The organism is Actinoplanes sp. NPDC048967 (assembly GCF_040649415.1).
GTDB lineage: Bacteria > Actinomycetota > Actinomycetes > Mycobacteriales > Micromonosporaceae > Actinoplanes.
In genome coordinates, this window is sequence record NZ_JBEZFL010000006.1 from 292310 (window position 1) to 316157 (window position 23848).

Consider the following 23848-nt stretch of genomic DNA (forward strand, 5'->3'; position numbering starts at 1 on the left):
GCCGCCGCGGCGTCGATCAGCGCAGCGGGTAGACGACCCGGGTGCGGTACTCGCTCTCAGCCACCGAGCCCGGCCCGACCAGGTATTCCTCCCACATCATGGCCGGCGGCAGCAGCTTGCGCCGGGCGAACCAACGGCTCAGCTCCGCGTAGGTCTGCGGCAAGGTCTCGTAGGAGCCGACGTGCACCGCGCGGGCCGCCGGGCCCGCGGGCAGGACCTCGCGGACCAGCGCGTCGGTGGACGTCGGTGCCTCGGCCACCGGGAATCCCACGGTCACCTCGAAATGGCCGGCCTCCTCGTTGCGGTACACCGCGACCGGCGGGCCGGCCGGGTGCGTGCCCGCCCGGGCGAGCTCGCCGGCGACGGCCGGGACGGCCCGGGCGAAGAATGCGCCCAGCTCCGTCAGGGCCACGCGCTGACGCAACCCGACCACCACGCGCGGATCCAGGGTGACTCGTTCGACGCCGTCCACCGGGTGATCCGTGACGGCGTTCAAGCCTGACGGGTGCACAGTGACCTCCTCCGGGTCTCCGATCCTCGTGACAGGGCGCCCGGCTCTCAGATGAAGAGCAGCTGGGCGCCGTCGGTCTTCTCGATGAAGTCGGCCGCACTGATGATCGCTTCCACACCCTCGTACAGGTCGGTCTCGTGCAGATGCATCATGTCCGCGGACATGCGGCAGGCCCACAGGTGGCCACCGGAGTCGACGATCTGCGCGAGGAAGTCCGGGACGTCCGGCACTCCGACGTCGTGGATCTGCTTCCTCATCTGCCGGGTCGCCATGGCTGTCACTCCGGGCAGGCCGCCGAGGCCCTGCGGGACGTGCGTGGCGGTGTTGCCGAGCATGGTGAACTTGAGATCGGCCATCCGGGACTTCGTGATCATGTCGAAGCCCCAGAACGTGAAGAACAGATGGGTCTCGACGCCCTCGCCGAGGGCGGCGTTGGCGAGGATCAGCCCGGGGTAGGCCATGTCCAGGTTGCCCTTGGAGCAGATGATCGCCAGCTTGCGGCCGGCGGTGGCGCTGTCACCGAAGTCGGGGATGATCGCCGACGCGGTGGTCTCGGATGTCATGGCGGTGCCGTCCTCTCACACGCAGCCGTGCGGCTTGGGCAGACCGGCGACGTAGGCCATCTTCTTGGCCGGCTTGCCGGGGAACAGCTGGAAGAGCTGCTTGATGGGTATACCGGCGAGCGTGGACACGCGGCGCAGCGTGGCGGTCTCGCCCTGAGCCGGGAAGTCGTCGCGCAGGAATCGGATGGCCTTCCAGTGGGCGTCGGTCATCTCGATGCCGATCATCGCGGCCAGCTGCCGGCCCAGCGCCTCGTCCCACTCGGCGTACTCGGTGAGGAAACCCTCGGCGTCGACGTGCACCCGGCTCTCGCCGATGGTGGCGACGGTCATGACTGCCCCTCCTTCGCGGGTTGGTGTTTGCCGGCCATGGACATGTGCGCCGGCAACGGGATGCGGCGCCCGCGCAGCAGCAGGTGCCAGTAGATCCAGCGGAACGCGAGCTTGCCCCAGTGGTTGCGGGCGTTCTCCCGCAGCAGCCCGAACGGTCCGATGATGGGCAGCGGATAGGTGCCGGTCAGCGGTTCGGTGTCGTAGTTGAAGTCGATCAGCAGACCTTTGCCGTCGCCGGACTCGATGAAGCAGTTGGCGTGCCCGTCGAAGCTGCCGGTCATCGGCTCGCCGGCGAGGTGCCGGCAGAAGTCGTCGGTGAAGACCTCGACGGAGAAGTGCGCGACCGAGCCGGCCTTCGAGGTGGGGATGTCGTTCGCATCCCCGAGGGCGAAGACGTGCGGGTGCCGGGTCGACTGGAACGTGTGCCTGTCGACCGGGACCAGATTCAGTTCGTCGCCCAGCCCGGAGCGGCCGACGAAGTCGGCGCCCATGTTCAGGGGCACGGTGACCAGCAGGTCGAACGGGACCTCGCGCTCGTCGTACGAGATCAACGCCTTGGCGTCGTCGTCGATGCGCTCGACGAGGAAGTCGGGCTCGACGGTGATCTTCCGCTCGTCGAGCATCGTGCCGAGGTGCGCGGCGGCGATCGGCTTGGTGAAGGCACCGGGCAGCGGCGTCACGTAGACGATCTCGACCCGGTCACGCATACCCCGCCGCCGGAAGTACGCGTCGGCGAGGAAGGCGAACTCCAGCGGAGCGACCGGGCACTTGATCGGCATGTCGGTGATGTGCACGACGAGGCGACCGCCGTCGAAGTTCTCCAGGGCCGTGCGCAGGGCGGTCGCTCCCTCGAGGGTGAAGAAGTCGAAGATGCTGTGCCGCCACTGCGGGCCGAGCATGCCGGGAGTCTGATCGGGACGCGGGGACACCCCGGTCGCGATGATGAGCTCGTCGAAGGGCAGCTCTCGCTCGTCGCTGAGCACGACCGTTCCCGCTGCGACGTCCACCCGGGCGATGTCGCCGAGGACGAGGTCCACGCCGTCGGGCAGGAACCGTTTGCGGGGCTTGACGAGGTCCGTGCCGCGATAGGCACCGAACGGGATGAACAACAGTCCCGGCTGGTAGACGTGTTTGTCGTCCCGGTCGACGACGGTGATCTGCCAGCTCTTGCGATCGAGCCGGCGAACCAGCCGATTGGCCACCATGGTGCCGGCGGTGCCGGCGCCGAGGATCAGGATCCGCTTCATCGCGTACCTCCCTACGTGATCGACGGTAGGCGGGCCGGTGGCTGCCGCTCAGAGGCGGAGGTCCTCAACCGTCGGGACGTCCTCGTGCGGTACGACCAGGACGGGCCGGTGGGAGTGGTGCAGCGTCGCCATCGCCACAGAGCCGAGCAGGATCTCGCGCACCGCGGACCGGCCCCGGGAACCGACGGCGATCACCGCCGCCGCCTGGGTCCGGGCGTACGTGACCAGCGCCTCGGCAACGGCGGACGACGAACCTCGGTGTGGACCGTCGAGGTGGACCAGGGTGACCTTGCCGCCGACGTCTTCCGGGACGCCGGCCGGTTCGGGCCCCGTCGGGTCGGCGGAGACGAGCAGGAGTTCCCGGGCCGGGAAAAGGCGTCGCGCCGCGGCGCAGGCGTGGCGTGCCCCGGCCGATCCGTCCCAGCCGACGACCACGGGCCCGTCGGGCAGGGCGGCCGCCTCGACCAACAGCAGGGGGTGCGCGACGACGAGCGCGGGACGCGGGGTGTAGTGCACCGCCATGTCGGACACGCTGCCGAGCAGGGCCTTGGCACCGCCCAGCCCACGTGACCCCAGCAGGATCAGGTCGGTGTCGAACTCCAGGGCGAGCTGGCCGAGCTGAAGTCCTTCCCCGCTGTAGACGCGCCGCACCAGCGGCTCGGCCGCCCACCCGGCGGCCCGGGCCAATGTCACCCCGTTGGCCGCCAGCCGCCCGGCCTCACGCTCGCCCTCGCGCTCGACCGCCTCGACGAACTCGTCGATGTGGCGGGTGCCCGTCCACAGCCGCCGGCGCAGGGGCTCGCTCGCGAAGGGCGGCGTCCACAGGTGGGTGATCCACGCGTGGGCCTCGGGGAACAGCGCCGAACCGGCGTCGATCGCCGCGCTCGCGTGCGGTGAGCCGTCGTATCCCACGAGGATGCGGATCTGCTCGGGTGCGGTCGTCATCGGCCGGCTCCTTTCCGTCTCCTTCCAGCGTGGTCCCGTCCACCGCGGACGACGCGGGTCTTGTGGCCCCCGGCGGCCGCCCAAGGTCCCGGAAATCCACGAGCCGCTCCTCCATGAGGACGTTCGGCCCTGGCCCGGCACCGCAACAGCGGCGAAGGGTGCAGGTACGAACTGCGCGGCCTCCGCCGCCCGGCCCAGCGCCGTGCCGACGGACGAGGAGGTACCGATGAATCTGATCCGGAAAGTGAGCGTCACTATGGTGGTCGCCGCCGTGACGGTGGCCGCAGCGGTTTCCCCGGCGGGCGCCGCCGCCCCGGCTGCGGCCCCGTCGTCGCACGTCGGCACCGGCCGGCTCATCCGATTGGATTCGCTGGGCGGCGGTGACTGCTGGGGCGGCGGGATGAACAAGCGCGGCGACATGATCGGGTCGAGCCTCGACGCCACCGAAACCTGGCAGCCCGTGGTGTGGTGGCACGGTCAGCGTGCCCCTACGCCTCTCGGTGTCCGGCGCGCGTCCGCCCTCGACATCAACAACAGAGGTCACGTCCTGGGCAGCTTCTGGGACGGTGGTCTGTTCCTGTGGCGCCACGGAAAGGCCACCCGCATCCGGCCGAGCGGCGGAACCGAGCTCGAGGCGGCGGCCCTCGACGACCGCGACCAGGTCGTCGGTACCGCCTCCGACCGGAACGGCACCACCCGCGCCTTCCTGTGGCAGCGCGGACGCCTGACGGAGCTGCCTGTGCCCCGGGCGACGAACAGCACCGCGAAAGGCATCAACAATCACGGTCAGGTCATCGGTGTCGTCACGCAGCGCGAGACCTCCGTTGCGCAAGCCGTCCTGTGGCAGCGCGGCCGGATGATCCGGCTCGGCACCCTCGGCGGCACCGGCAGCACCCCGGTGGCGATCAACGACCGAGGTCAGGTGATCGGACACAGCGACGTCAAGGGGTCGTCCGCCGAACACCCGTTCCTCTGGCGACGCGGCCGCATGACCGATCTGCTGACCGGCACGACCGCCGCCACCGCCGGTGTGCACGCCCTGAGCGACACCGGATTGATCGCCGGCTCGGCGAGCTGGAGCAACGGGGACTCACGGCCCGTGTTGTGGCGGGCCGGTCGGATGGTCGACATCGGCCTGCCCGGCCACGTCGGTCTGGCCACGGCCATCAACGACCGCGGTGACGTCGCCGGTTCCACGTGGGCCGATCCGCAGAGCATCGCCGTGCCGTTCCGGTGGCGCAACGGGCACACCACACTCTTCCCCGAGCCCGTCGGGGACATCGAGTTCCATGTCACCGGCATCGACCGCCACGGCACCATCGGCGTGGCGCAGGAGACCACCCGTTCCGGACTCAGCGTGCTGCGATCGGCCTGAGCCGAGCGAACGCACGATGTCGACGGGGAATCGAGGCGGACGGCCATGATCATCGAACCGGGCCTGCGGGCCGCCGAGGTGTCGATGTACTGGCTGCCCCTCGGCGCCGGCGGCCACGTGGTGCGCTGGAACGGCCGGTTGTACGAGGCGTTCGCCGCGCGGCGCGCGCATCGACCGGCTGCCGATCTCTACCACTGCGCACTCGATGTCGCCGTCGACACCGACCGCTACGTCATCGAGATGGCACCGGTCTGGGCCACCCGCACCACCGGCCGTGGCGTCGTTCGGCAAGGCCCGGTCGGGCTGGCCTGGCTGGGCCGGTTCACCGCCTTCCGGTACGAGATCCGGCGGTGGCGCGACGGCGTCATTCCCGATGCCGCCGAGGCCGTCGACAGTCCGTGCCTGGCCGGCGACGATCCCGCCCGCGCACGGCACCTGCTCGAACTCGTACCGCAGGCACCGGCGGCCACCTGGGGGCGGGACGAGCTCGGGACCGGCGAGATGTGGAACTCCAACTCACTGGTCGCCTGGCTGCTGGCCCGGAGCGGGCACGACATGACCGGGATCCGGCCGCCGGCCGGCGGCCGCCTTCCCGGCTGGCGGGCCGGCCTGGTCCTGGCGGCCCGGCAGATCCTCACGGCGCGGCGCACTGCCGCGACAGACGTTGACCGGAGGCCGTCATGATCACCAAGTCCGCACGCAGGCGGCCGTCACGGGCGGCCCGCTCCTTCGGCTACACCATCGCGGTGGTCCTGAATGCGATATTGCTTCACCTGGTCAACGTCAATCCCGGCTGGGACGCGGTGCCGGTTCTGACCGAGGACACGAGCCAGGTGCTGTTGCTGGTCAATGTGTCGCTGGTGGCGGGCATCGTGGCCAACGTGGTGTACGTGCTGTACGACCCTCCGCGCTTCAAGGCGCTCGGGGATCTGGTCACCACCAGCATCAGCCTGGCGGTGCTGCTCCGGATCTGGGTGGTGTTCCCGTTCGCTATCGACGCGCGGGAATGGACGCTGCTCGCCCGTACCGTCCTGGTCGTCGCGATGGTGGGCACCGCCGTCGCCATGCTCGTGCAGGCCGTCACGGCGACCGGCCTCACCGGCCGCTCAGCATCGCGGCCCGCCTGAGGTGACCGTCGGCAGTCAGCGTGACCACCTCGTCGACCGTCGTCAGGTCGTCCGTGCGGTGGGTGATCAGCAGCACCGTACGGTCGCCGGCCGCCGCCAGCAGGTCGCGGGTCAGCGCCGCCGCCGTCTCGTCGTCGAGGTGTTCGGTCGGTTCGTCCAGGATCAGCACCGGCGGGCCGGCCAGCAACGCCCGGGCCAGGGCGAGCCGCCGCCGCTGCCCACCGGACAGGGCCAGGCCGTGCTCGCCGACCAGCGTGTCGAGCCCGTTCGGCAGGGTGTCGGCCCAGTCCAGCAAGCGGGCCTGCCCGAGCGCCGCGCGCAGGTCGTCCGGCGTGGCCCGCGGCCGGGCGATGCGCAGGTTCTCGCCGATGGTCGTGTCGAAAAGGTACGCGTCCTCGCTGAGGTAGCCGACAACCCGCCGTACCTGCTCGGGCGCGAGCGTGCGCAGGTCGATCCCGTCCAGGGTGACCCGGCCCGATCGAGGGTCGAGGAAACGCACGAGCAGCGCCGCCACGGTGGATTTTCCCGATCCGCTCGGCCCGACCAGCGCGACGCGGCTGCCCGGTGCGAGCGTCAGGTCGACGTCCCGCAGCGCGGTGTGCCCGGGTGCCCAGCCCGCGGTCACGTTCTCCAGGCGCAGCGTGTGCGGGCCGACGGGCACGTCGTCGGGGTCGGTCACGGTGGTCACCGGTACGGGCGCCGCGAAGATCTCGGCGAGCCGGCCCAGGGCTGCCCGCGCCCCGGCCCAGCGTTGTGCGGCCAGGGGCAGGGCTCCGGCGGTCTCGAACACGGCCGGCGGGGTGAGCACGACGACGGCGAGAAGCTCGCCGGAGAGCTGACCGCCGCGCACCGCCACGGCCCCGGCGGCCAGCCCGACGAGCAGGCACAGGCCGGTGCTCAGGGCGGTGACCGCGGCGGAGACGCCGGTGGCGGTGGCGGAGCGTTGCTCGGCGCGGCGCAACCGGGCGTCCACCTCGTCGAGCCGGGCCAGCTGACGCCGCACCGACCCGTACGCGGTCAGATCCGGCAGGCCGTGCAGCAGGTCGACAGTCGCGGTGGCCAGCTCGCCGCGCAGCGGGGCGAGCCGGCCGTCCGCGCGGCGCGCGGCGGCGGACTGCAGCAGCGGCACGACGATGCCGGTGAGGATCAGCGCCGCGGCGAGGGTGAGACCGGCGACCGGCAGCAGCGTGCCGACGAGCGCGACGGCGCCGATGCCGACCAGCGCCGCCACGGCGTAGGGCAGCAGGACCCTGGTCACCAGATCCAGCACCGCGTCGACGTCGGCGACGAGCCGCTGCACCAGGTCGGCGCGGCGGAAGTCGGCGAGCCCGGCCGGGGCCAGCTTCTCCAGCCGGGTGAACACCCGGACCCGCAGCGCGCCGAGGATCCGGAAGGCCGCGTCGTGCCCGACGAGGCGTTCGAGGTAGCGCAGCGCGCCGCGGCCGATCCCGCACGCGCGGACGACGACGATGGCGACCATCAGGTGCAGGACCGGTGGGTGCAGCGCGGCCCGCGAGATCAGCCAGGCCGACGTGGCCATCAGGCCGATGCCGGCGCCGGCCGCGCCGACCCCGGCCAGTACGGCGAGCAGCAGACGGCCCGTGGCGGGCCGCAGGACGGCGAGCAGGTTCATGCCGCCACCGCCGCCGGGGCGAGGCTGATGACCCGGTCGGCCAGGGCGATCAGCTCCGGGCGGTGAGCGGCGATGACGACGGTACGGCCACGGGCGAGCTCCCGCACCGCAGCCATCACCCCGGCCGCGGTGGCGGCGTCGAGATTGGCGGTGGGTTCGTCGAGCAGCACGATCGGGGCGTCGCGCAGGAAGGCGCGGGCCAGCGCGATCCGCTGCCGCTGCCCAGCGGACAGGCCGGCGCCGTCATCGCCGAGCAGGGTGTCGTGGTCGTCGAGAAAAGCGTCCACCCCGGCCAGGTGGGCGGCCCGGGCCACGTCCCCGTCGGCGCCGAGGGTGATGTTCTCCCGCACCGTCCCGGCGAACAGGTGCGGGCGCTGCGGCACCCAGGCGATCCGGGTCCGCCACGCGTCGAGATCCACCGACGACAGTGGCACTCCCCCGATGGTGACCCGGCCCGACGTGGGCCGGACGAAGCCGAGCAGGACGGCCAGCGCGGTGGACTTGCCGCAGCCGCTGGGCCCGGTGAGGGCGACGATCTCCCCGGGCTGGATCAGTGCCGAGAGCCGCAGGGCGTCACCGTCGCGTCCGGGGTACCGGACGGCGACGTCCTCGAACGCCAGCGTGCCGGTCGGCGGGGCGGTGCAACCGGCCGCGGGGACGGGCGCCTCGAGGATCTCGAACGCTTCCGTGGCGGCGGCGAGGCCCTCCGCGCTGGCGTGGTAGTTCGCGCCCACCTGGCGCAGCGGCAGGTAGGCCTCGGGGGCCAGGATCAGCACGAGCAGCGCGGTCGCCAGGTCCAGGTGACCCGACACCAGCCGCAGCCCGATGCCGACCGCGACCAGCGCGACGGACAGCGTGGCCAGCAGTTCCAGCACCAGCGAGGACAGGAACGCCGTCCGCAGGGTGCGCATGGTGAGCCGTCGCTGGTCCGCGCTGATCCGGCGGATCGTCCCGGCCTGGGCGCGGGCCCGGCCGAACAGCTTGAGCGTCGGCAGTCCGGCCACGACGTCGAGGAAGTGGTGCGACAGCCGGCTCAGCAGCCGGAACTGCCGGCGGTTGGCGGCCTCGGTGTGCAGGCCGATCAGAGCCATGAAGACCGGGATGAGCGGCAGGGTGAGCGCGATGGTCGCGGTGGCGACCAGGTCGGCCGGCAGCAGCCGAGCCAGGACGATCGCGGGCACCAGCGCAGCCAGCACCAGCTGCGGCAGGTACCGCGCGAAGTAGGCGTCGAGCGCGTCGAGGCCCCGGGTGACCAGCGTCGTCACCTCCCCCGTACGGGCCGGCTGGTCCGGTCCCAGCGCGGCCAGCCGGGCCAGCAGCCCGCGACGCAGTTCGGACTTCACGCCGGCGGCGGACCGGGCGGCGGCGACCTCCTGGGCCCAGGCCACGAAGCAGCGCCCGGCCACCACGACAGCCAGCCAGCCGAGCACCGGCGTCAGCTCGGCGACGTCGGCGCCGTCCAGGAACACCGCCGTGATCCCGTACGCGAGCAGTGTCGCCTGCGCGACGATCAGCGCGGCCAGCGCTACCCCGAGGGCGACCGTGACCGCCAGGTACGCCCGCGCGGAACGGGCGTACCGCAGCAGCCGCGGATCGAGCGGCCTCACACCGGTTCCCGGGTGGCCGGCGGCGACGTCGGGATGTGCTCGACGGTGAGCCGCTTGCGGAAGACCCAGTACGTCCAGCCCTGGTAGGCCAGCACGATCGGGGTGAAGACGACCGCGACCCAGGTCATCACCTTCAGCGTGTACGGCGTGGAGGACGCGTTGTCCACGGTCAGGCTGTTGGCCGCGGCGATGCTGGAGGGCATCACGTCCGGGAACAGCGTCACGAACAGCGCGAACACGGCGAGCACGAGGGTGGCGCCGGTGGCCAGGAAAGCCCAGCCCTCACGGCGTACCTGGGTCGCGACAGCCGCCCCGATCAGGGTGAGCGCGGCCACGGCCGAGAGCAGCCAGCCGGCCGGATCGTGGTGGTCGACGGCCGTCCAGAGCAGGAAGCCGCCGGCGATCGCGATCGCCGGACCGGCGAGCAGGGCGGCGAGCCGCCCGGCGCGCTCGCGCATCTCGCCGCCGGTCTTCAGGGCCAGGAAGACGGCGCCGTGCAACGTGAACAGCGTGAGGGTGGTCAGTCCCCCGAGCAACGCGTACGGGTTGAGCAGGTCGAAGAACCCGCCGACGTACTCGTGATCGGCGTCCAGGCGCACGCCTCGGACGATGTTGCCGAACGCGACTCCCCAGAGCAGCGCCGGCACCAGGCTGCCGCCGATGATGCAGTAGTCCCAGCGGCGCTTCCACACCGCATCGTCGCGCTTGCCGCGGTACTCGAACGCGACACCGCGCAGGATCAGCGCGACGAGGATCAGCAGCAGCGGCAGGTAGAAGCCGGAGAACAGGGTCGCGTACCACTCGGGGAACGCGGCGAAGGTCGCGCCGCCGGCGACCAGCAGCCAGACCTCGTTGCCGTCCCAGACCGGACCGATGGTGTTGATCAGCAGGCGGCGTTCGCGGTCGTCGCGGCCCAGCACCGGCAGCAGGATGCCGACGCCGAAGTCGAAGCCCTCGAGCAGGAAGTAGCCGGCCCACAGCACCGCGATGAGGCCGAACCAGACAGTGGTGAGTTCCATCTCGGGCTCTCCTAGTAAGCGAACGCTAGCGGACGGTCTGCGTCCTCGTCGGCCGGTGGTTCGACTTCCGGGGCGCCGGCCCGGGCGTATTTGAGGAACAGGCCGACCTCGATGACGGCCAGGACGCCGTAGAGGGCGGTCAGCACGATCAGCGAGGTGGCGGCCTCACCGGTGCTGACCGACGGTGAGCCGCTCTCGGCGGTCTTGAAGACGCCGAAGACGGTCCACGGCTGGCGGCCCATCTCGGTGAAGATCCAGCCGAACGAGTTGGCCAGCAGCGGCATGCCGACGGTGGTGATCGCCGCGATCCAGAGCCAGCGGCTCGCCGGGGTGCGGCCGCGCCGGGTGGCCCAGAGCGCGAGCAGCGCCACCACCATCGCCAGTCCGCCGAAGCCGATCATCAAGCGGAACGACCAGTAGGTGACCGGCACGTACGGCCGGTAGTCGCCGGGACCGTACTTGTCGGCGTACTGCTGTTGCAGGTCGTTGATGCCCTCGACCTCGCCGGACGGGCTGCCGGTGGCCATGAACGACAGCAGCGACGGGATGCGGACGCTGGCCACCTCCTCGCGTCCGTCGAGCGAGCCGATGGTGAACAGCGAGAAGCTCGCGGGCTTGGAGGTGTCGTAGAGCGCCTCGGCGGCGGCCATCTTCATCGGCTGCTGCTCGGTCATGATCCGGGCCTGCAGGTCGCCGGTGATCAGCACGCCCAGCCCGGCGATCAACACGACCCAGGCACCGAGTCGCAGACCCGGTCGGAAGATCTCCTCCTGGTTGCGCTTGCGCAGGTGCCAGGCGCTGACCGCCAGCAGCAGGGCGCCGGCCGTGAGGAAGCAGGCGGTGATGGTGTGCGGGAACGTCACCAGGGTCGTGGAGTTGGTCAGGACGGCCCCGATGCTGTGCAGCTCGGCCCGGCCGGTCCCGGCGTTCACCTCGTAGCCGACCGGGTGCTGCATCCAGGAGTTGGCGGCCAGGATGAAGTACGCCGACAGCAACGTCCCGATCGACGCGAGCCAGATCGTGGCCAGGTGCAGCCGCTTCGGCAACCGGTCCCAGCCGAAGATCCACAGTCCGAGGAACGTCGACTCCAGGAAGAAGGCGAGCAGTCCCTCGATGGCCAGCGGCGCGCCGAAGATGTCCCCGACGAAACGCGAGTAGTCACTCCAGTTCATCCCGAACTGGAACTCCTGCACGATGCCGGTGACCACGCCCATCGCGAAATTGATCAGAAACAGCTTGCCCCAGAACTTCGTGGCCCGCAGGTAGTGCTCCTTGCCGGTCCGTACCCAGGCGGTCTGCAAGCCGGCGACGAGCGCCGACATCCCGATGGTGATCGGCACGAAGATGAAGTGGTACACGGTGGTGATGCCGAACTGCCATCGGGCCAGATCGAGCGCGTCCACGGGAATGTCCTTTCCACGGCTGCGCTCGATTCTGCGGATCTCCCGCGCCGGGGCCTCAGGGCCGAAGGTCCCGTCTTGAGGGAAGGTCGTCCCGTCCTGTCCCGGCCGGGATCGGGGCGGCCCGCTGCGGGGACCTGGCTGTCGGCCGGGTCCCCGCTCGCGTACCGGCATCCGGCGCTGCCCCTGCCTCAGAATGCCGGCAGGCTGCCGGTCACTGCATCGGCGCGAGGGCGGGACCAGCACTGCCGTTGAGCATCGCCGGTGCCTGCGGCGCCGGTTCCGAGCCGCGTTCGACACCGCCGGAGTCACGGGCCCCGCCGGCGTCACGGGCCGCATCGCCCTCACGGGCGAGGAAGGCGCCGAGCTCGCCGATGGTGCTCATCAACGGGGCCGGGAAGACGACGGTCGAGTTCTTGTCGACCGCGATCTCGACCAGCGACTGCAGGTTCCGCAACTGCAGGGCCAGCGGATGCGCCATCATCGTGTCCGACGCGTCGCCCAGCGCCGCCGCGGCCAGCGACTCCCCCTCGGCGTTGATGATCTTCGCTCGCTTCTCCCGTTCGGCCTCGGCCTGCCGGGCCATCGCCCGCTTCATGGCCTCGGGCAGCTGGATGTCCTTCAGCTCGACCAGGGTGACCTCGACGCCCCACTCGACGGTGGTGACGTCCAGGATCTCGCGGATGTCGGCGTTGATCCGGTCGGTCTCCGACAGGGTCTCGTCCAGGGTGTGCCGGCCGACGACCTTGCGCAGGGTGGTCTGCGCGATCTGGTTGATGGCGGCGTGCACGTTCTCGATCGCGACCACGGACTTGACCGCGTCGACGACCCGGAAGTAGGCCACGGCGGACACGTCCACGCTCACGTTGTCCCGCGTGATGATGCCCTGGGACTGGATCGGCATCGTCACGATGCGCAACGACACCCGGCGAAGCACGTCGATGACCGGGATGATCACGCGGAGGCCGGGCTCCCGGACACCGATGACCCGGCCCAGCCGGAACAGCACTCCGCGCTCGTACTGCTTGACGATGCGCAGGGCCAGCGCCAGGACGACGAGCAGCACGGCGCCCACGATGATCAGTGTGGTGGTGAGGGTGTTCATGAGGGGCTCCTCCGGCACGTGCGGTCCGGAGGACCCGCTGTCCGGCGGCCCGCGCCTGCCTGTTCCCACCGTCCGCCGTCCGGCGGACCGCGACCAGGGCCGAAGGTCACAGGGGCCCCTTACCCGGCGTCCTCTCAGGTCCATCGGCCCTGGTGGTCGTTCGTGGACACGCCAAGACTGCGGGGAAGCGCCGGGCACGCCGGCTGTCAGCACCGGCACCACGCCCCTCGAGTGCCGAACGGCTCCGGGAAGTCCCGGCATCAACGTGTACGCCCCGTCAACGGAGGTCAGCGATGTCGGACACCACCTACCCGCAACGCAGCTCGATCGGCGACACACCGCAGAATCCCGCCGGCACCCGCGGCCGGCGCCCGCTCGATGCCGTCCCGGAGTCGGCCTTCCTTCAGCCGGAAGATCTGGCCGGCGCGGAGCCGCGGGCGGTCACCGACGAGTTCGGCCGTCACCTGCGCCCGCCGCTGCCGTGCGGCCCTCGCCGCTACCCCAGCCTGCTGCTGCGACAGGCGGAGGGCACGGTCCTGATCGACTTCCCGGTCGCGGAGTTCCACACCACGCTGCTGGAGCACGTCATGACCTTCCGGGGCGCCACCGCGGCGGCCTATCTGCGGGATCTGCGCGTGTCCGTGGGCCGCCAGAGCGGCTGCACCGACGAGACCGGACGGTGGACGGTCGAGGAGGTCGGCACCACCGAGCCCCGCTCCCTGCTCATCCGCCTGCGCCAGGAGTTCGAGGATCCGTCCGGACAGCCGGCCGGCAAGGACTCGTACCTGTACGTGGCCCGGACCGGCCGGGTGGTCGTCGTCGTGGCCGACCTCGGCTGGGAGATGGGCTCCGGCCGCCTGGACACCGTCCGCGGTCTCGCGGCGGCGGCTCTGCGGCGCGCGGGCACGGTGCGGTGACGCCGAGGCGGTCGACCGCCGGCCACCGGGCCGCGGCGACTGTCGCGGATCGCCTGGACGGCCTCAGCAGGCGGTATCCCTTGATCTCGGTACACGGCTGCCGCGGCTCTTTCCGCCGCGGCAAGCCGACGCTCACGCCGGGCGTGCTCAGCGGCGCCCGGGGCCCGGGGACGGACTTCCGGCCCTGACCTTTCCCGCACCCTCTCGTCAGGATCGAGGGGACACCGTTCGAGAGCGGAGGCCGATGATGGAGACCCAGCCGCGGGACCGGCGACCGGGCCGGATCAGCCGATGGATGTACCGGTCGGGGCGGCCCAACCGCCTGGCCTCGATGATGAACAAGGTCGGCGCCCTCGTCGCCTCGGCGGGGCTGTGGCGCAGCCGGATGGTGACCCTGGAGGTTCGCGGCCGGCGTACCGGGCGGCCGGTCTCGCTGCCCCTGGTGCCCGTCGACCATCAGGGCGAGCGGTACCTGGTCGCGATGCTCGGCACCGGCACCGCCTGGGTCGCGAACGTCCGGGCCGCCGGCGGAGAGGTGGTCCTGCGCGCCGGACGCCGCACTCCCGTGCATCTCGAGGAGGTCGACGTGGCGTCGCGTGCGCCGATCCTGCGCCGCTACCTCCAGGTGGCACCGGGGGCGCGCCCGCACATCCCGGTCGACCGGCGGGCCGACACGGAGGCATTCGAGCAGGTCGCCGCCCGGTTCCCGGTGTTCCGCATCCAGGCGGCGGCGAGAACCTAGTCACAGACCTCCCGATCAGGTCGGTCGGCCCTGGCGGCGCGGGTCGGATGCGGCCATCGTCGTGGTGAGGAGGCGGTCGCCATGCGCCAAACCGTCAGGCTGGGCCGGATGCAGGGGATTCCTGTGGGCGTGCACTGGTCGGTGCTCGTGGTGCTGATGCTGCTGGCCCAGGGTCTGGCTGTCGTCGTGCTGCCGCGGGCGGCGGGCGGCTACACCCCGGTCGCCTACTGGTTGGCGGCCATCGGTTTCGCGGGGCTGTTCGCCGCGGCGCTCCTCGGGCACGAGCTCGGCCATGCGCTCGCCGCCCGGCGCTACGGCGTACGGACCCGTGCCGTGACGCTCTGGGTGCTGGGCGGCGTTTCCGAGCTGGAAGACGAGCCGCCGCATCCGCGTGCCGGTCTTGCGATCGCCCTGGCCGGTCCGCTGATCAGCCTGGGCGCGGGCTTCGCGTTCGCCGCCGGCGCACTGCTGATGTCGTGGAGCGGCGCGCACCTGCTCGCGGCCGGGTTCGGCTGGTTGGCCGTCGGCAACGCGCTGCTGGCCGTCTTCAACCTCTTGCCGGGCGCCCCGCTGGACGGTGGCCGGGTGCTCGCAGCCGTCGTCTGGCGGGTCAGCGGCGACCGCTCGGTCGGCCGGCGCGCCGCCGCCCGGGCCGGCGTCGTGCTGGGTCTTCTGCTGGCCTGCGCCGGAGTCGCCGTCACGGTGGCCACGGGTGATCTGGGCGGCCTGTGGCCGGTGCTGATCGGCTGGTATCTGATCACCGCCGCCCGCGCCGAGGAGGCGGCCGTACGGCTGACCGGCGCCCTGACCGGCGTCAATGTGGAGCAGGCCATGTCGGCCCCGCCGGTCTGCGGATACGCCGGAGAGAGCGTCGCCGTCTTCGTCGCCGGCACCGTGACGGCGTTCCCGCACCGGGCCTATCCCGTCGTGGACCTCGACGGCCGGCTGGCCGGACTGGTCACTCTCGATGGTCTGGCCGCGTGCCCCGTGGCCCGGCGCGGCCTCGTCCGCCTCGCCGACATCGCCGTGCCCGCGTCGCGGATACGGGCGGTGGAGCCGGGGACTTCGCTGGTCGAGGCCGCCACACTGCTGAACGATCCGTACCGCCTCGTGGTCGTGACCGATCGTGGCCGGCCGTGCGGCGTGCTGACCGCCGCCGACATCCTCCATTCGATGGACATCGCTGACCTGGGCGGAACGCCGGAGCGTACTGCTGCGCGCCTGAGCCCTACCGGGCGTGACGGCCGGACGGGCCGTGCGGCACCACCATGACCGGGCGATCGGCGAACTCCAGCACGTGCCGGGTGTGGTGGCCGACGTACGGACGGCCCGTTCCGGTCGAGTCGGACCGGCCGATCGCGATCAGATCGGCGTCGTACGCCTCGGCCTGCTCCAGGATGGAGGAGGCCACGGGACCGGTCACCACGACCCCTTCGCACGGTACGGCCGCCTCGGCCGCGAGTCGCCGCACATGGCGCAGCACCGGGTCGGTCGTCTCCCCGGCGCCTGCCGCAGCGTGCCGCGCGACGACGGTCCGGACAGACGCGCCGCAACAACCGGCGAGCTCCACACACACCCGGGCCGCCGCGAACGCCGCCGGGGAGTCGTCGGCCGCCAGCAGGATCCGGGCGATCACGGCGCACCCCCCGATCCGGTACGACCGGCGGCCCACCGCAGCTGCACCGCCTCGCTCCGTTCGGCCTCCTCCAGCCGCTCGTCGAGCCCCCGGAGGGCGGACTCGAGACGCGGGATCCACCGGTCGGCGATGGCGTGCAGGCGCCGCCGGGTCTCCCGGGTCTCGGTCTCGATGATCCGGCACGCCGCGGTGGCGGCAGCGTGCTCCACGGCGGCGCGCAGGGCACGCCCATGGGCCACCGTCGCCTCGATCAAGGCCGCGGTGCCCGGGCTCCGCGATCCGGCCGGCTCGGCGGGCAGCGCGCACACCGCCTCGCCGGGATAGCGCACCCCCATCACGGCATCCCAGGTGAGGGTCACCTCGGCCAGGTGTTCCGCGGTGCCGAAACGGATCTCGCGCTGTCCCCCCAGGACCGCGGCCCGCGTGAGCCACAGATCCGCCTCCCGCTGCACCGCGATCCAGCGCGTACGGGTGCGGTCAGCGGTCAGGACCAGGCGCTCCCGCTCCGTACGCAGGACGTGCAGCTTGTGGTCGAGCAGGGTCGCCGCCCGGCGCGCGGTCGCCAGGCGATCACCGAGCCACAGCCGGCCCGCGCGCCCGGGCGGCACCCGCAGCTCAGCCATGGTCGTCGCCCCCGGTCAGCGGCACGTGGCGGGAGTCGAGCAGGGCCGGTGCCACCATCGTCAGCTCCCGCCGCGGCAGCAGCGACAGGACCCGCCAGGCGCGATCCAGAGTCTGTTCGATGCTGCGGATCTCGTTCGCGCGCTGGTCGACGAAGTCGCGGCCGAACGCCTGCTCGAAGGCGAGGTAGCGCCGGTCGGTGGCGCTCAGGGCCGCGGCACCGACCAGTTCCGCCAGCTCCCCCACCTGGCGGGCCCGGGCCAGCGCGGCCAGCAGCTGGGCCGCGACATCGAGGTGGTCGTCGCGGGTACGGCCCGGCCCGGCACCGTGACGCATCAGCCGGGACAACGACGACAGTGGTTCGACCGGTGGGTACACGCCCCGGGCGGACACCCCGGCGGAGAGCACGACCTGGCCCTCGGTGATGTACCCGGTCAGATCCGGGATCGGGTGCGTGATGTCACCGCCGGGCATGGTGAGCATCGGCAGCACCGTCACCGAGCCGGGCCGGCCACGGATACGGCCACAGCGCTCGTAGAGGGAGGCCAGGTCGCTGTAGAGGTAGCCCGGGTACGCATGCCGGGCGGGCACCTCGCCGCGGGCGGCCGACACCTCGCGTACCGCCTCGCAGTAGCTGGTCATGTCGGCGGCCACCACGAGGACGTGCCGGCCGAGAGTGAAGGCGAGGTCCTCCGCGACGGTCAGCGCGATGCGGGGCACCAGGATGCGTTCGACCACCGGGTCGTCAGCGGTGTTCAGGAACAGCACGAGCTCCCCCGCGGCGGAGCGCTCCTCCAGCGCGTCGCGGACGACGTCGGCGTCGGCGTGGGTCAGGCCCATCGCGGCGACGACGACACAGAAGGGCTCCCCGCCCGCCGTGGCCTGGGCGGCGATCTGGGTGGCGAGCTCCAGGTGGGGCAGGCCCGCGACCGAGAACACCGGCAGCTTCTGCCCGCGTACCAGGGTGGTCAGGCCGTCGATGACCGATACGCCGGTCAGGACCGGGTCGGTGGGCGGCTCCCGCATGGTCGGGTTGAGGGGACGACCATTGACCGGTGCGGTGCGGGCGGCCAGGACCGGTGGCCCACCGTCGATCGGTTCGCCACGGCCGTTGCAGACGCGGCTGAGCCAGCCCGGGCCGACCGGGATGCGCAGCGGGCTGCCGTCGAAGGTGGCGGCGGTGCCGACCCGCTGGATCCCGCCGGTGCCCTCCAGCACCTGGACGACGGCCAGATCCCGGTCGACCTCGAGGACCAGGGCGTGCCGGTTCTCGCCCGAGGGCATGCGGATCCGGGCGAACTCGTCCCAGCCGACCCCGCTCACCCCGCGCACGATCAGCAGCGGTCCGCGGACCTCCACGACGTCCGAGTATTCGACGGCAGTGCTCATGTCAGCTCCCGCACGTTCGTCAGCACAGCGTCGCGTCGCGCCCGGATGCCGGCGAGATCGTCCTGCGCGGTGTCGTCGCGCGCCCGCAACAGCGGGGAGAAGTCCAGCTCCTCCACGACAGTGGCCGGCACGCCGGAGGCGACGCGTTCCTCGCCGGCGGTGAGGACGTCGAACACAGCGTCGATGAGCGCGGCGGATCTGTCCGGCGGGCAGTACGCGTCGTGCGGTGACAGGGCGCTCTGCTGCAGGACACCCTCGCGCAACAGGCGCCCGGCGAGCATCACCATGCGTTCGTGGCCGGGCAGGGCGCCGACCCCGACGAGCTCGGCCAGGTCCGCGAGCCGGTCGGCCTCGGCGAGGACAGCGGCCATCCGGGCCCGGCGGGCGGCCCAGCCGGGATCACCGTGGCGGGCGTACCAGGCGCCCACCGCGTCGGCGTCGCGGGAGTACGAGCCGCTCCAGGCGACCGCCGGATAGTGCCGGGCGTAGGCCAGGTCCCGGTCGAGCATCCACAGCGACCGGACGAAGCGCTGCGTTCCGGCGGTGACCGGTTCGGTCATGTCGCCGCCGGGCGGTGACACGGCGCCGATGATCGAAACCGATCCCTCGCTGCCGCTCAGTGTGCTGACCCGGGCCGCTCGCTCGTAGAACGCCGCGAGGGCCGAAGCCAACCCGGCCGGATAGCCCTCCTCCGCGGGCAGCGCACCGGCCCGCGACGCGAACTCGCGGACCGCCTCCGCCCATCGCGAGGTGGAATCAGCGATGACCAAGGCGTCGTGACCCATGTCCCGGAAGTACTCCGCGACCGTGACACCGGTGTAGATGCTCGCCTCCCGCGCCATGATCGGCATGTTCGAGGTGTTGGCGACGACCACCGTGCGCTCGGCCAGGCGGCCTCCGGTCCGCGGATCCGTGAGCCGATCGAACTCCGCCACCACGTCCGCCATCTCGTTGCCGCGTTCGCCGCAACCGACGTACACGATGACGTCCGCGTCGCACCACTTGGCCACCTGTTGCAGCAGCATCGTCTTGCCGGTGCCGAACCCGCCGGGCACGGCGGCGGTACCGCCCTTGACGATCGGGTGCAGAGCGTCCAGAACCCGCTGGCCGGTCCGCAACGGGGTCGGCACGACCTGGCGCTCACGGTACGGCCGGGGACGGCGCACCGGCCACCAATGAGCCATCGCGATGTCCGAGCCGTCCACCCGGACGACCGGGGTGTCCGCACGGTAGCCGCCGCGATCCGCGATCCACTGCACCTGTCCGCTGACACCGGTCGGCACCAGTACCTTGTGCCGGACCGGTCCCCCATCGCCCACCGTGCCCAGCAGCGTGCCGGGGAACACCTGCTGCCCGGCTCGGACCGCTGGATCGAACGGCCAGGATCGGCTCCCGTCCGCACGGGAGGCACCCGGTTCGAGCCAGACACCGGCACCCACCAGAGGGCGGAGCAGTCCGTCGAAGACGCCACCGAGCAGGCCGGGACCGAGCAGTGCCGAGATCGGCCGGCCCAGCGCCCGGACCGGATCTCCGGGGCAGACCCCGCCGGTGTATTCGTAGGCCTGAAGGGTCACCGTGCCCCCGCCGTGTCCGGAGGCATCGGTGCGCATCGACACGACCTCGGCGGGCAGGCGACGGGCGCCGATCTCGACGAGCTCCGCCATCGCCGCGCCGGTCAACCCGTCCGCTTCGACGAGCGGGCCGTTGACGCGCCGCACCGTTCCGGTCGTCATGGCTGGTCCGTCCCGGCCACGACCGGATCCACCGCGCGATCGGCGAACGCGATCAGCGACAGGTCGACGCGGCGGGCACCGGATCGTCCGACGACTCCCCCGCCCGGCGCCTCCACGATCTCGGCGCCCGGACCGAGCAGGCGGTGGACCTCCGCGGTGAGGGCTGCCCGTACGGCCGGGTACCCGGGTTCGTCCCGGATCCGCAGCACGGCGATCCTGCTCTGCCGGCGCAGCTGCTCATAGGCGTCACGGCGGGCCCGCAGCGTGCGGGCGCGGGCCGTGCGCCGGGCCCGCGACTGCTCGGTCGCGTACCCGGCCTCGGCGTCGGCACGGCCGGCGTCGCGCGCGGCGGCGATGATCTCCTCGGCCCGGCTGCCGGCCGCCGTGAGTGCCTCGGCCGCCTGGGCGCGGGCCTGCGCCACCCGCAGGTCCGCCTCCTGCCGGGCGGCCGTCAGGACGGCGGTCCGCACCGGGGTCAGCGCCTCGGACAGGCTCTCGTCGGCCCGCGGGGTCATGTCATCACCACGATCAGCGGAGCGCCGGTGCCGTCGAGGCGCCCGTGCAGTGCCGCCTCCGCCGCGCCCGTCAGCACGACGACGCCGACGTCGGGGGGCAGGGTCGTCCAGGCCCGCCGCACGGCGCCCGGATCCTCGGCCACGCGGATCAGCGCACCCGCGAGCCCGTAACCCTGGACCGCCGTCCGGGAACCGATCACCGCGACGTGGCTCATCGTCAGGCCTTCCCGATCAGGATGATCGACACGATGAGCCCGTAGATGGCGATGCCCTCGGCCAGCCCGACGATGACCATGGCCCGGCCGAAGAGCTCGGGTCGCTCGCTCATCGCGGCCAGTGCGGCCGCGCCGGTGTAGGCGACCGCGATCGCGGCGCCGATCGACGATCCCGCGACCGCGATCGCCGCGGCGAGCAGCGCCGTCCCACCACTGCCGGTGGCAGCCTCAGCCGCGGTGACCGGCGCCGCCGCGGCCGGCCCGGCGGTCAGCGTCACCGCCGTGAGCGCGGCGGCGGCCACCAGCACGGCGACGTCGGCGGCGGCCAGGATCCGGATGCCCGCCCGCCCTCGGCGGCGGATCAGGGCCAGGGCGCACGCGGCGCCACCGATCAGCGCGGGCAGGGCAATCAGCCAGGCGGACATGGCGCATCTCCGATCGTGTCGGTGGGTACGTGCCAGGGGCGGAACGGACGGCCCGCCCCCTGGAACACCCGGGAGAACAGTTCGTAGTACTCCAGCCGCAATGCCTGCACGCCGGCGACCAGCGCCTCCAGCGAGAACGCCAGAGCGTTGCCGACCGCGAAGACGGCGACGGCGGCCACCGCACCGGCGACGCCCCGCTGCCACAGCCCGGCCGTGGCGGCCCAGACGATGCCGCTGAGCACGGCATGGGTCAGCCCGAACGCGGCCAGGCGGGCGAACGAGACGGCGTTGGCGCCGAGCCGGATGACCACGTCAAGGGTCTCCATCAGCGCCTGGAAGGTGCCGGACACCCCGCCGCCGGCCTCGGCCAGGAGCCCGGCGAAGGCCAGGACCAGGCCGGTCAGCGCGAGCAGGACGGCGATCAGGGCGAGCCATCCCAGCGTCAGGTACCAGGCGGCCACGCCGAGGCCGGCCGCCAGGAAGAGAGCGCTGCCGGCCAGCCCCGACGGCGCGGTGAGAGCGACCGGCCAGCCGCTCTCCCGGACCCGGTTCACGGTGCCCAGCGCGTACGCGCCCGCCAGGAGCACGGCCCCGAGGCCGACCCCGGCCAGCAGCAGCGGCACGGGATGGTCCATCGGGGCCAGCCAGAGCGTGGGCACCAGCCCGGTCGGGCCGAAGCATTCGCCGTACAGCAGGCCGAAGAGCATGCTGAACAGGCCGGCCCCGGCCACGAACCGCCAGTACGGCTGGAGCCGGGCCAGCCGCTGCGGACGGGCCCGGCGGATGGCGAGCGCGCCGAGCACCAGCAGAGCCCCGTGCCCGACGTCGCCGAACATCGCGCCGAACATCACGACGTAGGCCAGCCCGGCGAGCACCGTCGGATCGACGTCGGCGTAGGGCACCGTCGTGTACGTGCTGACGAGGGGTGCGAGGCCTGCGCGCAGCGGGTCCGGTGAGGTCGCCGTCGGCGGTTGGATGCCCCGTGGGGCCGGCAGTGACGCCACCGCGCCACCGAGGTCCGCGAGCCGAGCCGCGAGTGCTCCGATCCGGTCCGACGGTGCCCAGCCGAGCAGGGCCGCGACGTCGTCGCGACGCACCGCCTCGGCGGCGTGCCCGGCCAGCTGAGCCTCGCCGGCGAGCAGATCACTGCGCCCGGCGCGTTCCCATTGTTCGAGGTCAGGACCGTGTTGCGACAGTCGTGCCGGGCCGGCCGGCGCGGCCGTGCGCTGCAGACGTCGCATGGCCTCGCCGGCCGGCGCATCGCCGGGGGCCAGGACGCGCTCGAACTCGATCACCCCGGCGTCGGCCACCCGGACGAGGACCTCACGCAGACGCGACTGCGGTGCCACCAGGGCGACCCGGGTCATCGGCGTCGGGCTCAGCGCATCACGCCAGCGCATCCCACACCTCCCGGTGGGCGCCACCCCTTGCCGCCAGCTCCAGCGCAGCGCTCACGAGCCAGGCGTCGGCGGCCAGCACGGCGACGGCTCCGAGCGGCCGCTGCCGATCGAACGCGGGACGCAGCAGGAGCGTCTTGCCGTCGCGGCGCAGCCGGGCCCACCATCGCGTCTCCGCCCGCCACAGGTCAGCGGTGCTCGTCACGTCGTCCAGGGCCCACCCGGCCGCAGCGGGCAGCCGCTCGGCGAGATCCGCCAGGCCGGTCGAGCCGATCCAGCCGGCGCCCAGCAGCTTGCCGGCAGCCGCCGCGGCGGCCTCGGGCAACGGTCGCTGACGTGCGACGTGTTCGCGCGCCACCAGCAACGCGACGGCCCCGGCCGCCCACGATCGGGCGGGTTCGACGCCGGCGCTGACCCGGACCGCCCAGGACACCCGTAGCCACGTCGAGATGGCCCGGGGCGAGTCGGCACCGGGGTCCCCCCAGGCGGAGGTGGCGAGCGCGGTGCGCAGTTCGACCGGCGAGGTGGTCCCGGACAGTCGTGGCCAGGCCGTGGCCAGGCTGCCCAGCCGGAACGGCGGCACGCCGGCGTCGAGCGGGCCGGCGGCGAGACCACGCAGGTGCTCGTCGATGTTCGCGATCTCGAACCAGGCGGCCAGCAGCCGGAACAGCTCGGCGCCTTCGGCGGGCAGCCAGCCGGCCAGCACCCGCAGGTTCCACAACGTCGTCGAAGCCACCGCGCGCTCCGCGGTGGCGAGCTGGTCGCCGGTGCGGACCTCCCGGCCGTACGGCGAGCGGGCCAGGATCTCCAATGCCTCGGGCAGCCCGGGACAGGCGGCCAGTTCCCGGGCCGCGGCCACGCCCATTCGCCGGCGTGCCATCGCGGTGGCCCGTACGCTCCCGGCGACCCATCCGGTGGTCATGGCGCGGACCCGGTGCAGAGCGCCGTGATGTCCCGCCGGACCTGGTCGACAACCTCGTTCACCAGGACGGGCAGTTGTTCGGCGGCGCGACGGGTGATCTGCTCGGCAGCCGTCCGGGACTCCGCCTCGATCGCTGCCACGTCGGTCTCGGCCCGCTCGCGCAGCCGCGCCGTCTCGGTCGCGCGGGCCGCCTCGGCCGCGCCGCGTGCCTGGGTGACTGTGCCCGCCGCCCGTTCGCGGGCCTCGTCGAGACACCGCTGAGCCTCGGCGGCGCCCGCAGCCCGCAGGCGCTGCCCCTCGGCGGTGGTCTCGGCCAGCGCGGCGAAGACCGGTTCGAGCTCCGCGGTCACAGCGGCACGCGGGTCGACGGGCATCCCGGCCGCGCCCGGTGCACCGGGCGCCCCGGCGGCCCGGAATCTGCTCAGCAGATCACGCAGACCAGGCATGGCGGCGCTCCTTCCGGGACCGACGATG

26 protein-coding genes are annotated in these 23848 nt (G+C 72.7%); 6 read left to right on the plus strand and 20 right to left on the minus strand.

Annotation, left to right across the window (positions count from 1 at the left end; genetic code table 11):
- Positions 1–16 precede the first annotated feature (16 nt).
- The 5 genes from AB0C12_RS26920 to AB0C12_RS26940 form a co-directional block, all read right to left on the minus strand.
- Positions 17–496, minus strand: a complete 480-nt coding sequence (locus AB0C12_RS26920) for a GyrI-like domain-containing protein (protein WP_360552535.1) — start codon at positions 494–496, stop codon at positions 17–19.
- A gap of 62 nt (positions 497–558) precedes the next feature.
- On the minus strand, positions 559–1074 hold the full coding sequence (locus AB0C12_RS26925; RefSeq protein WP_360552537.1) for a DsrE/DsrF/DrsH-like family protein: 516 nt from the start codon (positions 1072–1074) through the stop codon (positions 559–561).
- 15 nt (positions 1075–1089) lie between these two features.
- Positions 1090–1404 carry a TusE/DsrC/DsvC family sulfur relay protein gene (locus AB0C12_RS26930; protein WP_360552539.1) on the minus strand — a complete coding sequence of 105 codons (315 nt, stop codon included), beginning with the start codon at positions 1402–1404 and terminating at the stop codon, positions 1090–1092.
- On the minus strand, positions 1401–2651 hold the full coding sequence (locus tag AB0C12_RS26935; RefSeq protein ID WP_360552541.1) for an FAD/NAD(P)-binding oxidoreductase: 1251 nt from the start codon (positions 2649–2651) through the stop codon (positions 1401–1403). The genes AB0C12_RS26930 and AB0C12_RS26935 overlap by 4 nt, the downstream gene beginning before the upstream one ends.
- A 48-nt stretch (positions 2652–2699) precedes the next feature.
- Positions 2700–3596 (minus strand): universal stress protein, encoded by an 897-nt coding sequence (locus AB0C12_RS26940; RefSeq protein WP_360552543.1) that lies wholly within the window; start codon positions 3594–3596, stop codon positions 2700–2702.
- Between the two features lie 226 nt (positions 3597–3822).
- On the opposite strand from AB0C12_RS26940, the gene AB0C12_RS26945 reads away from it, so the two are divergent.
- From AB0C12_RS26945 to AB0C12_RS26955, 3 genes are read left to right on the plus strand one after another with little or no spacing between them, the layout of a single operon-like run.
- Positions 3823–4971, plus strand: coding sequence for a hypothetical protein (locus AB0C12_RS26945; RefSeq protein WP_360552545.1), 1149 nt, complete (start codon positions 3823–3825; stop codon positions 4969–4971).
- A gap of 45 nt (positions 4972–5016) precedes the next feature.
- Positions 5017–5655 (plus strand): hypothetical protein, encoded by a 639-nt coding sequence (locus AB0C12_RS26950; RefSeq protein ID WP_360552547.1) that lies wholly within the window; start codon positions 5017–5019, stop codon positions 5653–5655.
- Positions 5652–6098, plus strand: a complete 447-nt coding sequence (locus tag AB0C12_RS26955) for a hypothetical protein (RefSeq protein WP_360552549.1) — start codon at positions 5652–5654, stop codon at positions 6096–6098. The genes AB0C12_RS26950 and AB0C12_RS26955 overlap by 4 nt, the downstream gene beginning before the upstream one ends.
- Here AB0C12_RS26955 and cydC read toward each other — a convergent pair.
- The 5 genes from cydC to AB0C12_RS26980 form a co-directional block, all read right to left on the minus strand.
- Positions 6067–7731 carry a thiol reductant ABC exporter subunit CydC gene (cydC, locus tag AB0C12_RS26960; protein WP_360552551.1) on the minus strand — a complete coding sequence of 555 codons (1665 nt, stop codon included), beginning with the start codon at positions 7729–7731 and terminating at the stop codon, positions 6067–6069. The two genes, AB0C12_RS26955 and cydC, sit on opposite strands and share 32 nt — an antisense overlap.
- Positions 7728–9338 carry a thiol reductant ABC exporter subunit CydD gene (gene cydD / locus AB0C12_RS26965; protein WP_360552553.1) on the minus strand — a complete coding sequence of 537 codons (1611 nt, stop codon included), beginning with the start codon at positions 9336–9338 and terminating at the stop codon, positions 7728–7730. The genes cydC and cydD overlap by 4 nt, the downstream gene beginning before the upstream one ends.
- On the minus strand, positions 9335–10357 hold the full coding sequence (cydB, locus tag AB0C12_RS26970; protein WP_360552555.1) for a cytochrome d ubiquinol oxidase subunit II: 1023 nt from the start codon (positions 10355–10357) through the stop codon (positions 9335–9337). Before cydB ends, cydD begins: the two co-directional genes overlap by 4 nt.
- 11 nt (positions 10358–10368) lie before the next feature.
- Positions 10369–11760 carry a cytochrome ubiquinol oxidase subunit I gene (locus tag AB0C12_RS26975; protein ID WP_360552557.1) on the minus strand — a complete coding sequence of 464 codons (1392 nt, stop codon included), beginning with the start codon at positions 11758–11760 and terminating at the stop codon, positions 10369–10371.
- A 211-nt stretch (positions 11761–11971) separates the two neighbouring features.
- Positions 11972–12862, minus strand: a complete 891-nt coding sequence (locus AB0C12_RS26980; protein ID WP_360552559.1) for a slipin family protein — start codon at positions 12860–12862, stop codon at positions 11972–11974.
- Positions 12863–13155: 293 nt separating this feature from the next.
- Between AB0C12_RS26980 and AB0C12_RS26985 the strand changes: the two genes are divergently transcribed.
- From AB0C12_RS26985 to AB0C12_RS26995, 3 genes are all read left to right on the plus strand, one after another.
- Positions 13156–13779, plus strand: coding sequence for a hypothetical protein (locus AB0C12_RS26985; RefSeq protein ID WP_360552561.1), 624 nt, complete (start codon positions 13156–13158; stop codon positions 13777–13779).
- A gap of 244 nt (positions 13780–14023) precedes the next feature.
- Positions 14024–14521: a nitroreductase/quinone reductase family protein gene (locus tag AB0C12_RS26990; RefSeq protein ID WP_360552563.1), complete on the plus strand. Its 498-nt coding sequence runs from the start codon at positions 14024–14026 to the stop codon at positions 14519–14521.
- A gap of 108 nt (positions 14522–14629) precedes the next feature.
- The gene (locus AB0C12_RS26995; RefSeq protein ID WP_360552565.1) at positions 14630–15793 is read left to right on the plus strand and encodes a site-2 protease family protein; all 1164 of its coding nucleotides are present in this window, start codon (positions 14630–14632) and stop codon (positions 15791–15793) included.
- Here AB0C12_RS26995 and AB0C12_RS27000 read toward each other — a convergent pair.
- From AB0C12_RS27000 to AB0C12_RS27045, 10 genes are read right to left on the minus strand one after another with little or no spacing between them, the layout of a single operon-like run.
- On the minus strand, positions 15750–16157 hold the full coding sequence (locus AB0C12_RS27000) for a universal stress protein (protein WP_360552567.1): 408 nt from the start codon (positions 16155–16157) through the stop codon (positions 15750–15752). The two genes, AB0C12_RS26995 and AB0C12_RS27000, sit on opposite strands and share 44 nt — an antisense overlap.
- A complete protein-coding gene (locus tag AB0C12_RS27005; protein WP_360552569.1) occupies positions 16154–16780 on the minus strand; it encodes a V-type ATP synthase subunit D in 627 nt (208 codons plus the stop codon). The genes AB0C12_RS27000 and AB0C12_RS27005 overlap by 4 nt, the downstream gene beginning before the upstream one ends.
- Positions 16773–18167, minus strand: a complete 1395-nt coding sequence (locus AB0C12_RS27010) for a V-type ATP synthase subunit B (protein ID WP_360552571.1) — start codon at positions 18165–18167, stop codon at positions 16773–16775. The genes AB0C12_RS27005 and AB0C12_RS27010 overlap by 8 nt, the downstream gene beginning before the upstream one ends.
- Complete coding sequence (locus AB0C12_RS27015; protein ID WP_360552573.1) at positions 18164–19900, minus strand: V-type ATP synthase subunit A; 1737 nt, start codon at positions 19898–19900, stop codon at positions 18164–18166. Before AB0C12_RS27015 ends, AB0C12_RS27010 begins: the two co-directional genes overlap by 4 nt.
- A complete protein-coding gene (locus AB0C12_RS27020; RefSeq protein ID WP_360552575.1) occupies positions 19897–20415 on the minus strand; it encodes a hypothetical protein in 519 nt (172 codons plus the stop codon). The genes AB0C12_RS27015 and AB0C12_RS27020 overlap by 4 nt, the downstream gene beginning before the upstream one ends.
- On the minus strand, positions 20412–20630 hold the full coding sequence (locus AB0C12_RS27025; RefSeq protein ID WP_360552577.1) for a hypothetical protein: 219 nt from the start codon (positions 20628–20630) through the stop codon (positions 20412–20414). The genes AB0C12_RS27020 and AB0C12_RS27025 overlap by 4 nt, the downstream gene beginning before the upstream one ends.
- A 2-nt stretch (positions 20631–20632) precedes the next feature.
- A complete protein-coding gene (locus AB0C12_RS27030) occupies positions 20633–21055 on the minus strand; it encodes an ATP synthase subunit C (protein WP_360552579.1) in 423 nt (140 codons plus the stop codon).
- Positions 21040–22455, minus strand: a complete 1416-nt coding sequence (locus AB0C12_RS27035) for a V-type ATPase 116kDa subunit family protein (protein ID WP_360552581.1) — start codon at positions 22453–22455, stop codon at positions 21040–21042. The genes AB0C12_RS27030 and AB0C12_RS27035 overlap by 16 nt, the downstream gene beginning before the upstream one ends.
- The gene (locus AB0C12_RS27040) at positions 22442–23374 is read right to left on the minus strand and encodes a hypothetical protein (RefSeq protein ID WP_360552583.1); all 933 of its coding nucleotides are present in this window, start codon (positions 23372–23374) and stop codon (positions 22442–22444) included. The genes AB0C12_RS27035 and AB0C12_RS27040 overlap by 14 nt, the downstream gene beginning before the upstream one ends.
- Positions 23371–23820: a hypothetical protein gene (locus AB0C12_RS27045; RefSeq protein ID WP_360552585.1), complete on the minus strand. Its 450-nt coding sequence runs from the start codon at positions 23818–23820 to the stop codon at positions 23371–23373. The genes AB0C12_RS27040 and AB0C12_RS27045 overlap by 4 nt, the downstream gene beginning before the upstream one ends.
- Positions 23821–23848: the final 28 nt, after the last annotated feature.

Excerpts from the sequence above, each read along its gene's own strand:
- AB0C12_RS26925 (WP_360552537.1), bottom strand. The coding sequence starts at position 1,074 with ATGACATCCGAGACCACCGCGTCGGCGATCATCCCCGACTTCGGTGAC.
- AB0C12_RS26930 (WP_360552539.1), bottom strand. The coding sequence starts at position 1,404 with ATGACCGTCGCCACCATCGGCGAGAGCCGGGTGCACGTCGACGCCGAG.
- AB0C12_RS26935 (WP_360552541.1), bottom strand. The coding sequence starts at position 2,651 with ATGAAGCGGATCCTGATCCTCGGCGCCGGCACCGCCGGCACCATGGTG.
- AB0C12_RS26940 (WP_360552543.1), bottom strand. The coding sequence starts at position 3,596 with ATGACGACCGCACCCGAGCAGATCCGCATCCTCGTGGGATACGACGGC.
- AB0C12_RS26945 (WP_360552545.1), top strand. The coding sequence starts at position 3,823 with ATGAATCTGATCCGGAAAGTGAGCGTCACTATGGTGGTCGCCGCCGTG.
- AB0C12_RS26950 (WP_360552547.1), top strand. The coding sequence starts at position 5,017 with ATGATCATCGAACCGGGCCTGCGGGCCGCCGAGGTGTCGATGTACTGG.
- AB0C12_RS26955 (WP_360552549.1), top strand. The coding sequence starts at position 5,652 with ATGATCACCAAGTCCGCACGCAGGCGGCCGTCACGGGCGGCCCGCTCC.
- cydC (WP_360552551.1), bottom strand. The coding sequence starts at position 7,731 with ATGAACCTGCTCGCCGTCCTGCGGCCCGCCACGGGCCGTCTGCTGCTC.
- cydB (WP_360552555.1), bottom strand. The coding sequence starts at position 10,357 with ATGGAACTCACCACTGTCTGGTTCGGCCTCATCGCGGTGCTGTGGGCC.
- AB0C12_RS26980 (WP_360552559.1), bottom strand. The coding sequence starts at position 12,862 with ATGAACACCCTCACCACCACACTGATCATCGTGGGCGCCGTGCTGCTC.
- AB0C12_RS26985 (WP_360552561.1), top strand. The coding sequence starts at position 13,156 with ATGTCGGACACCACCTACCCGCAACGCAGCTCGATCGGCGACACACCG.
- AB0C12_RS26990 (WP_360552563.1), top strand. The coding sequence starts at position 14,024 with ATGATGGAGACCCAGCCGCGGGACCGGCGACCGGGCCGGATCAGCCGA.
- AB0C12_RS26995 (WP_360552565.1), top strand. The coding sequence starts at position 14,630 with ATGCAGGGGATTCCTGTGGGCGTGCACTGGTCGGTGCTCGTGGTGCTG.
- AB0C12_RS27005 (WP_360552569.1), bottom strand. The coding sequence starts at position 16,780 with ATGGCTGAGCTGCGGGTGCCGCCCGGGCGCGCGGGCCGGCTGTGGCTC.
- AB0C12_RS27010 (WP_360552571.1), bottom strand. The coding sequence starts at position 18,167 with ATGAGCACTGCCGTCGAATACTCGGACGTCGTGGAGGTCCGCGGACCG.
- AB0C12_RS27015 (WP_360552573.1), bottom strand. The coding sequence starts at position 19,900 with ATGACGACCGGAACGGTGCGGCGCGTCAACGGCCCGCTCGTCGAAGCG.
- AB0C12_RS27020 (WP_360552575.1), bottom strand. The coding sequence starts at position 20,415 with ATGACCCCGCGGGCCGACGAGAGCCTGTCCGAGGCGCTGACCCCGGTG.
- AB0C12_RS27025 (WP_360552577.1), bottom strand. The coding sequence starts at position 20,630 with ATGAGCCACGTCGCGGTGATCGGTTCCCGGACGGCGGTCCAGGGTTAC.
- AB0C12_RS27030 (WP_360552579.1), bottom strand. The coding sequence starts at position 21,055 with ATGTCCGCCTGGCTGATTGCCCTGCCCGCGCTGATCGGTGGCGCCGCG.
- AB0C12_RS27035 (WP_360552581.1), bottom strand. The coding sequence starts at position 22,455 with ATGCGCTGGCGTGATGCGCTGAGCCCGACGCCGATGACCCGGGTCGCC.
- AB0C12_RS27040 (WP_360552583.1), bottom strand. The coding sequence starts at position 23,374 with ATGACCACCGGATGGGTCGCCGGGAGCGTACGGGCCACCGCGATGGCA.
- AB0C12_RS27045 (WP_360552585.1), bottom strand. The coding sequence starts at position 23,820 with ATGCCTGGTCTGCGTGATCTGCTGAGCAGATTCCGGGCCGCCGGGGCG.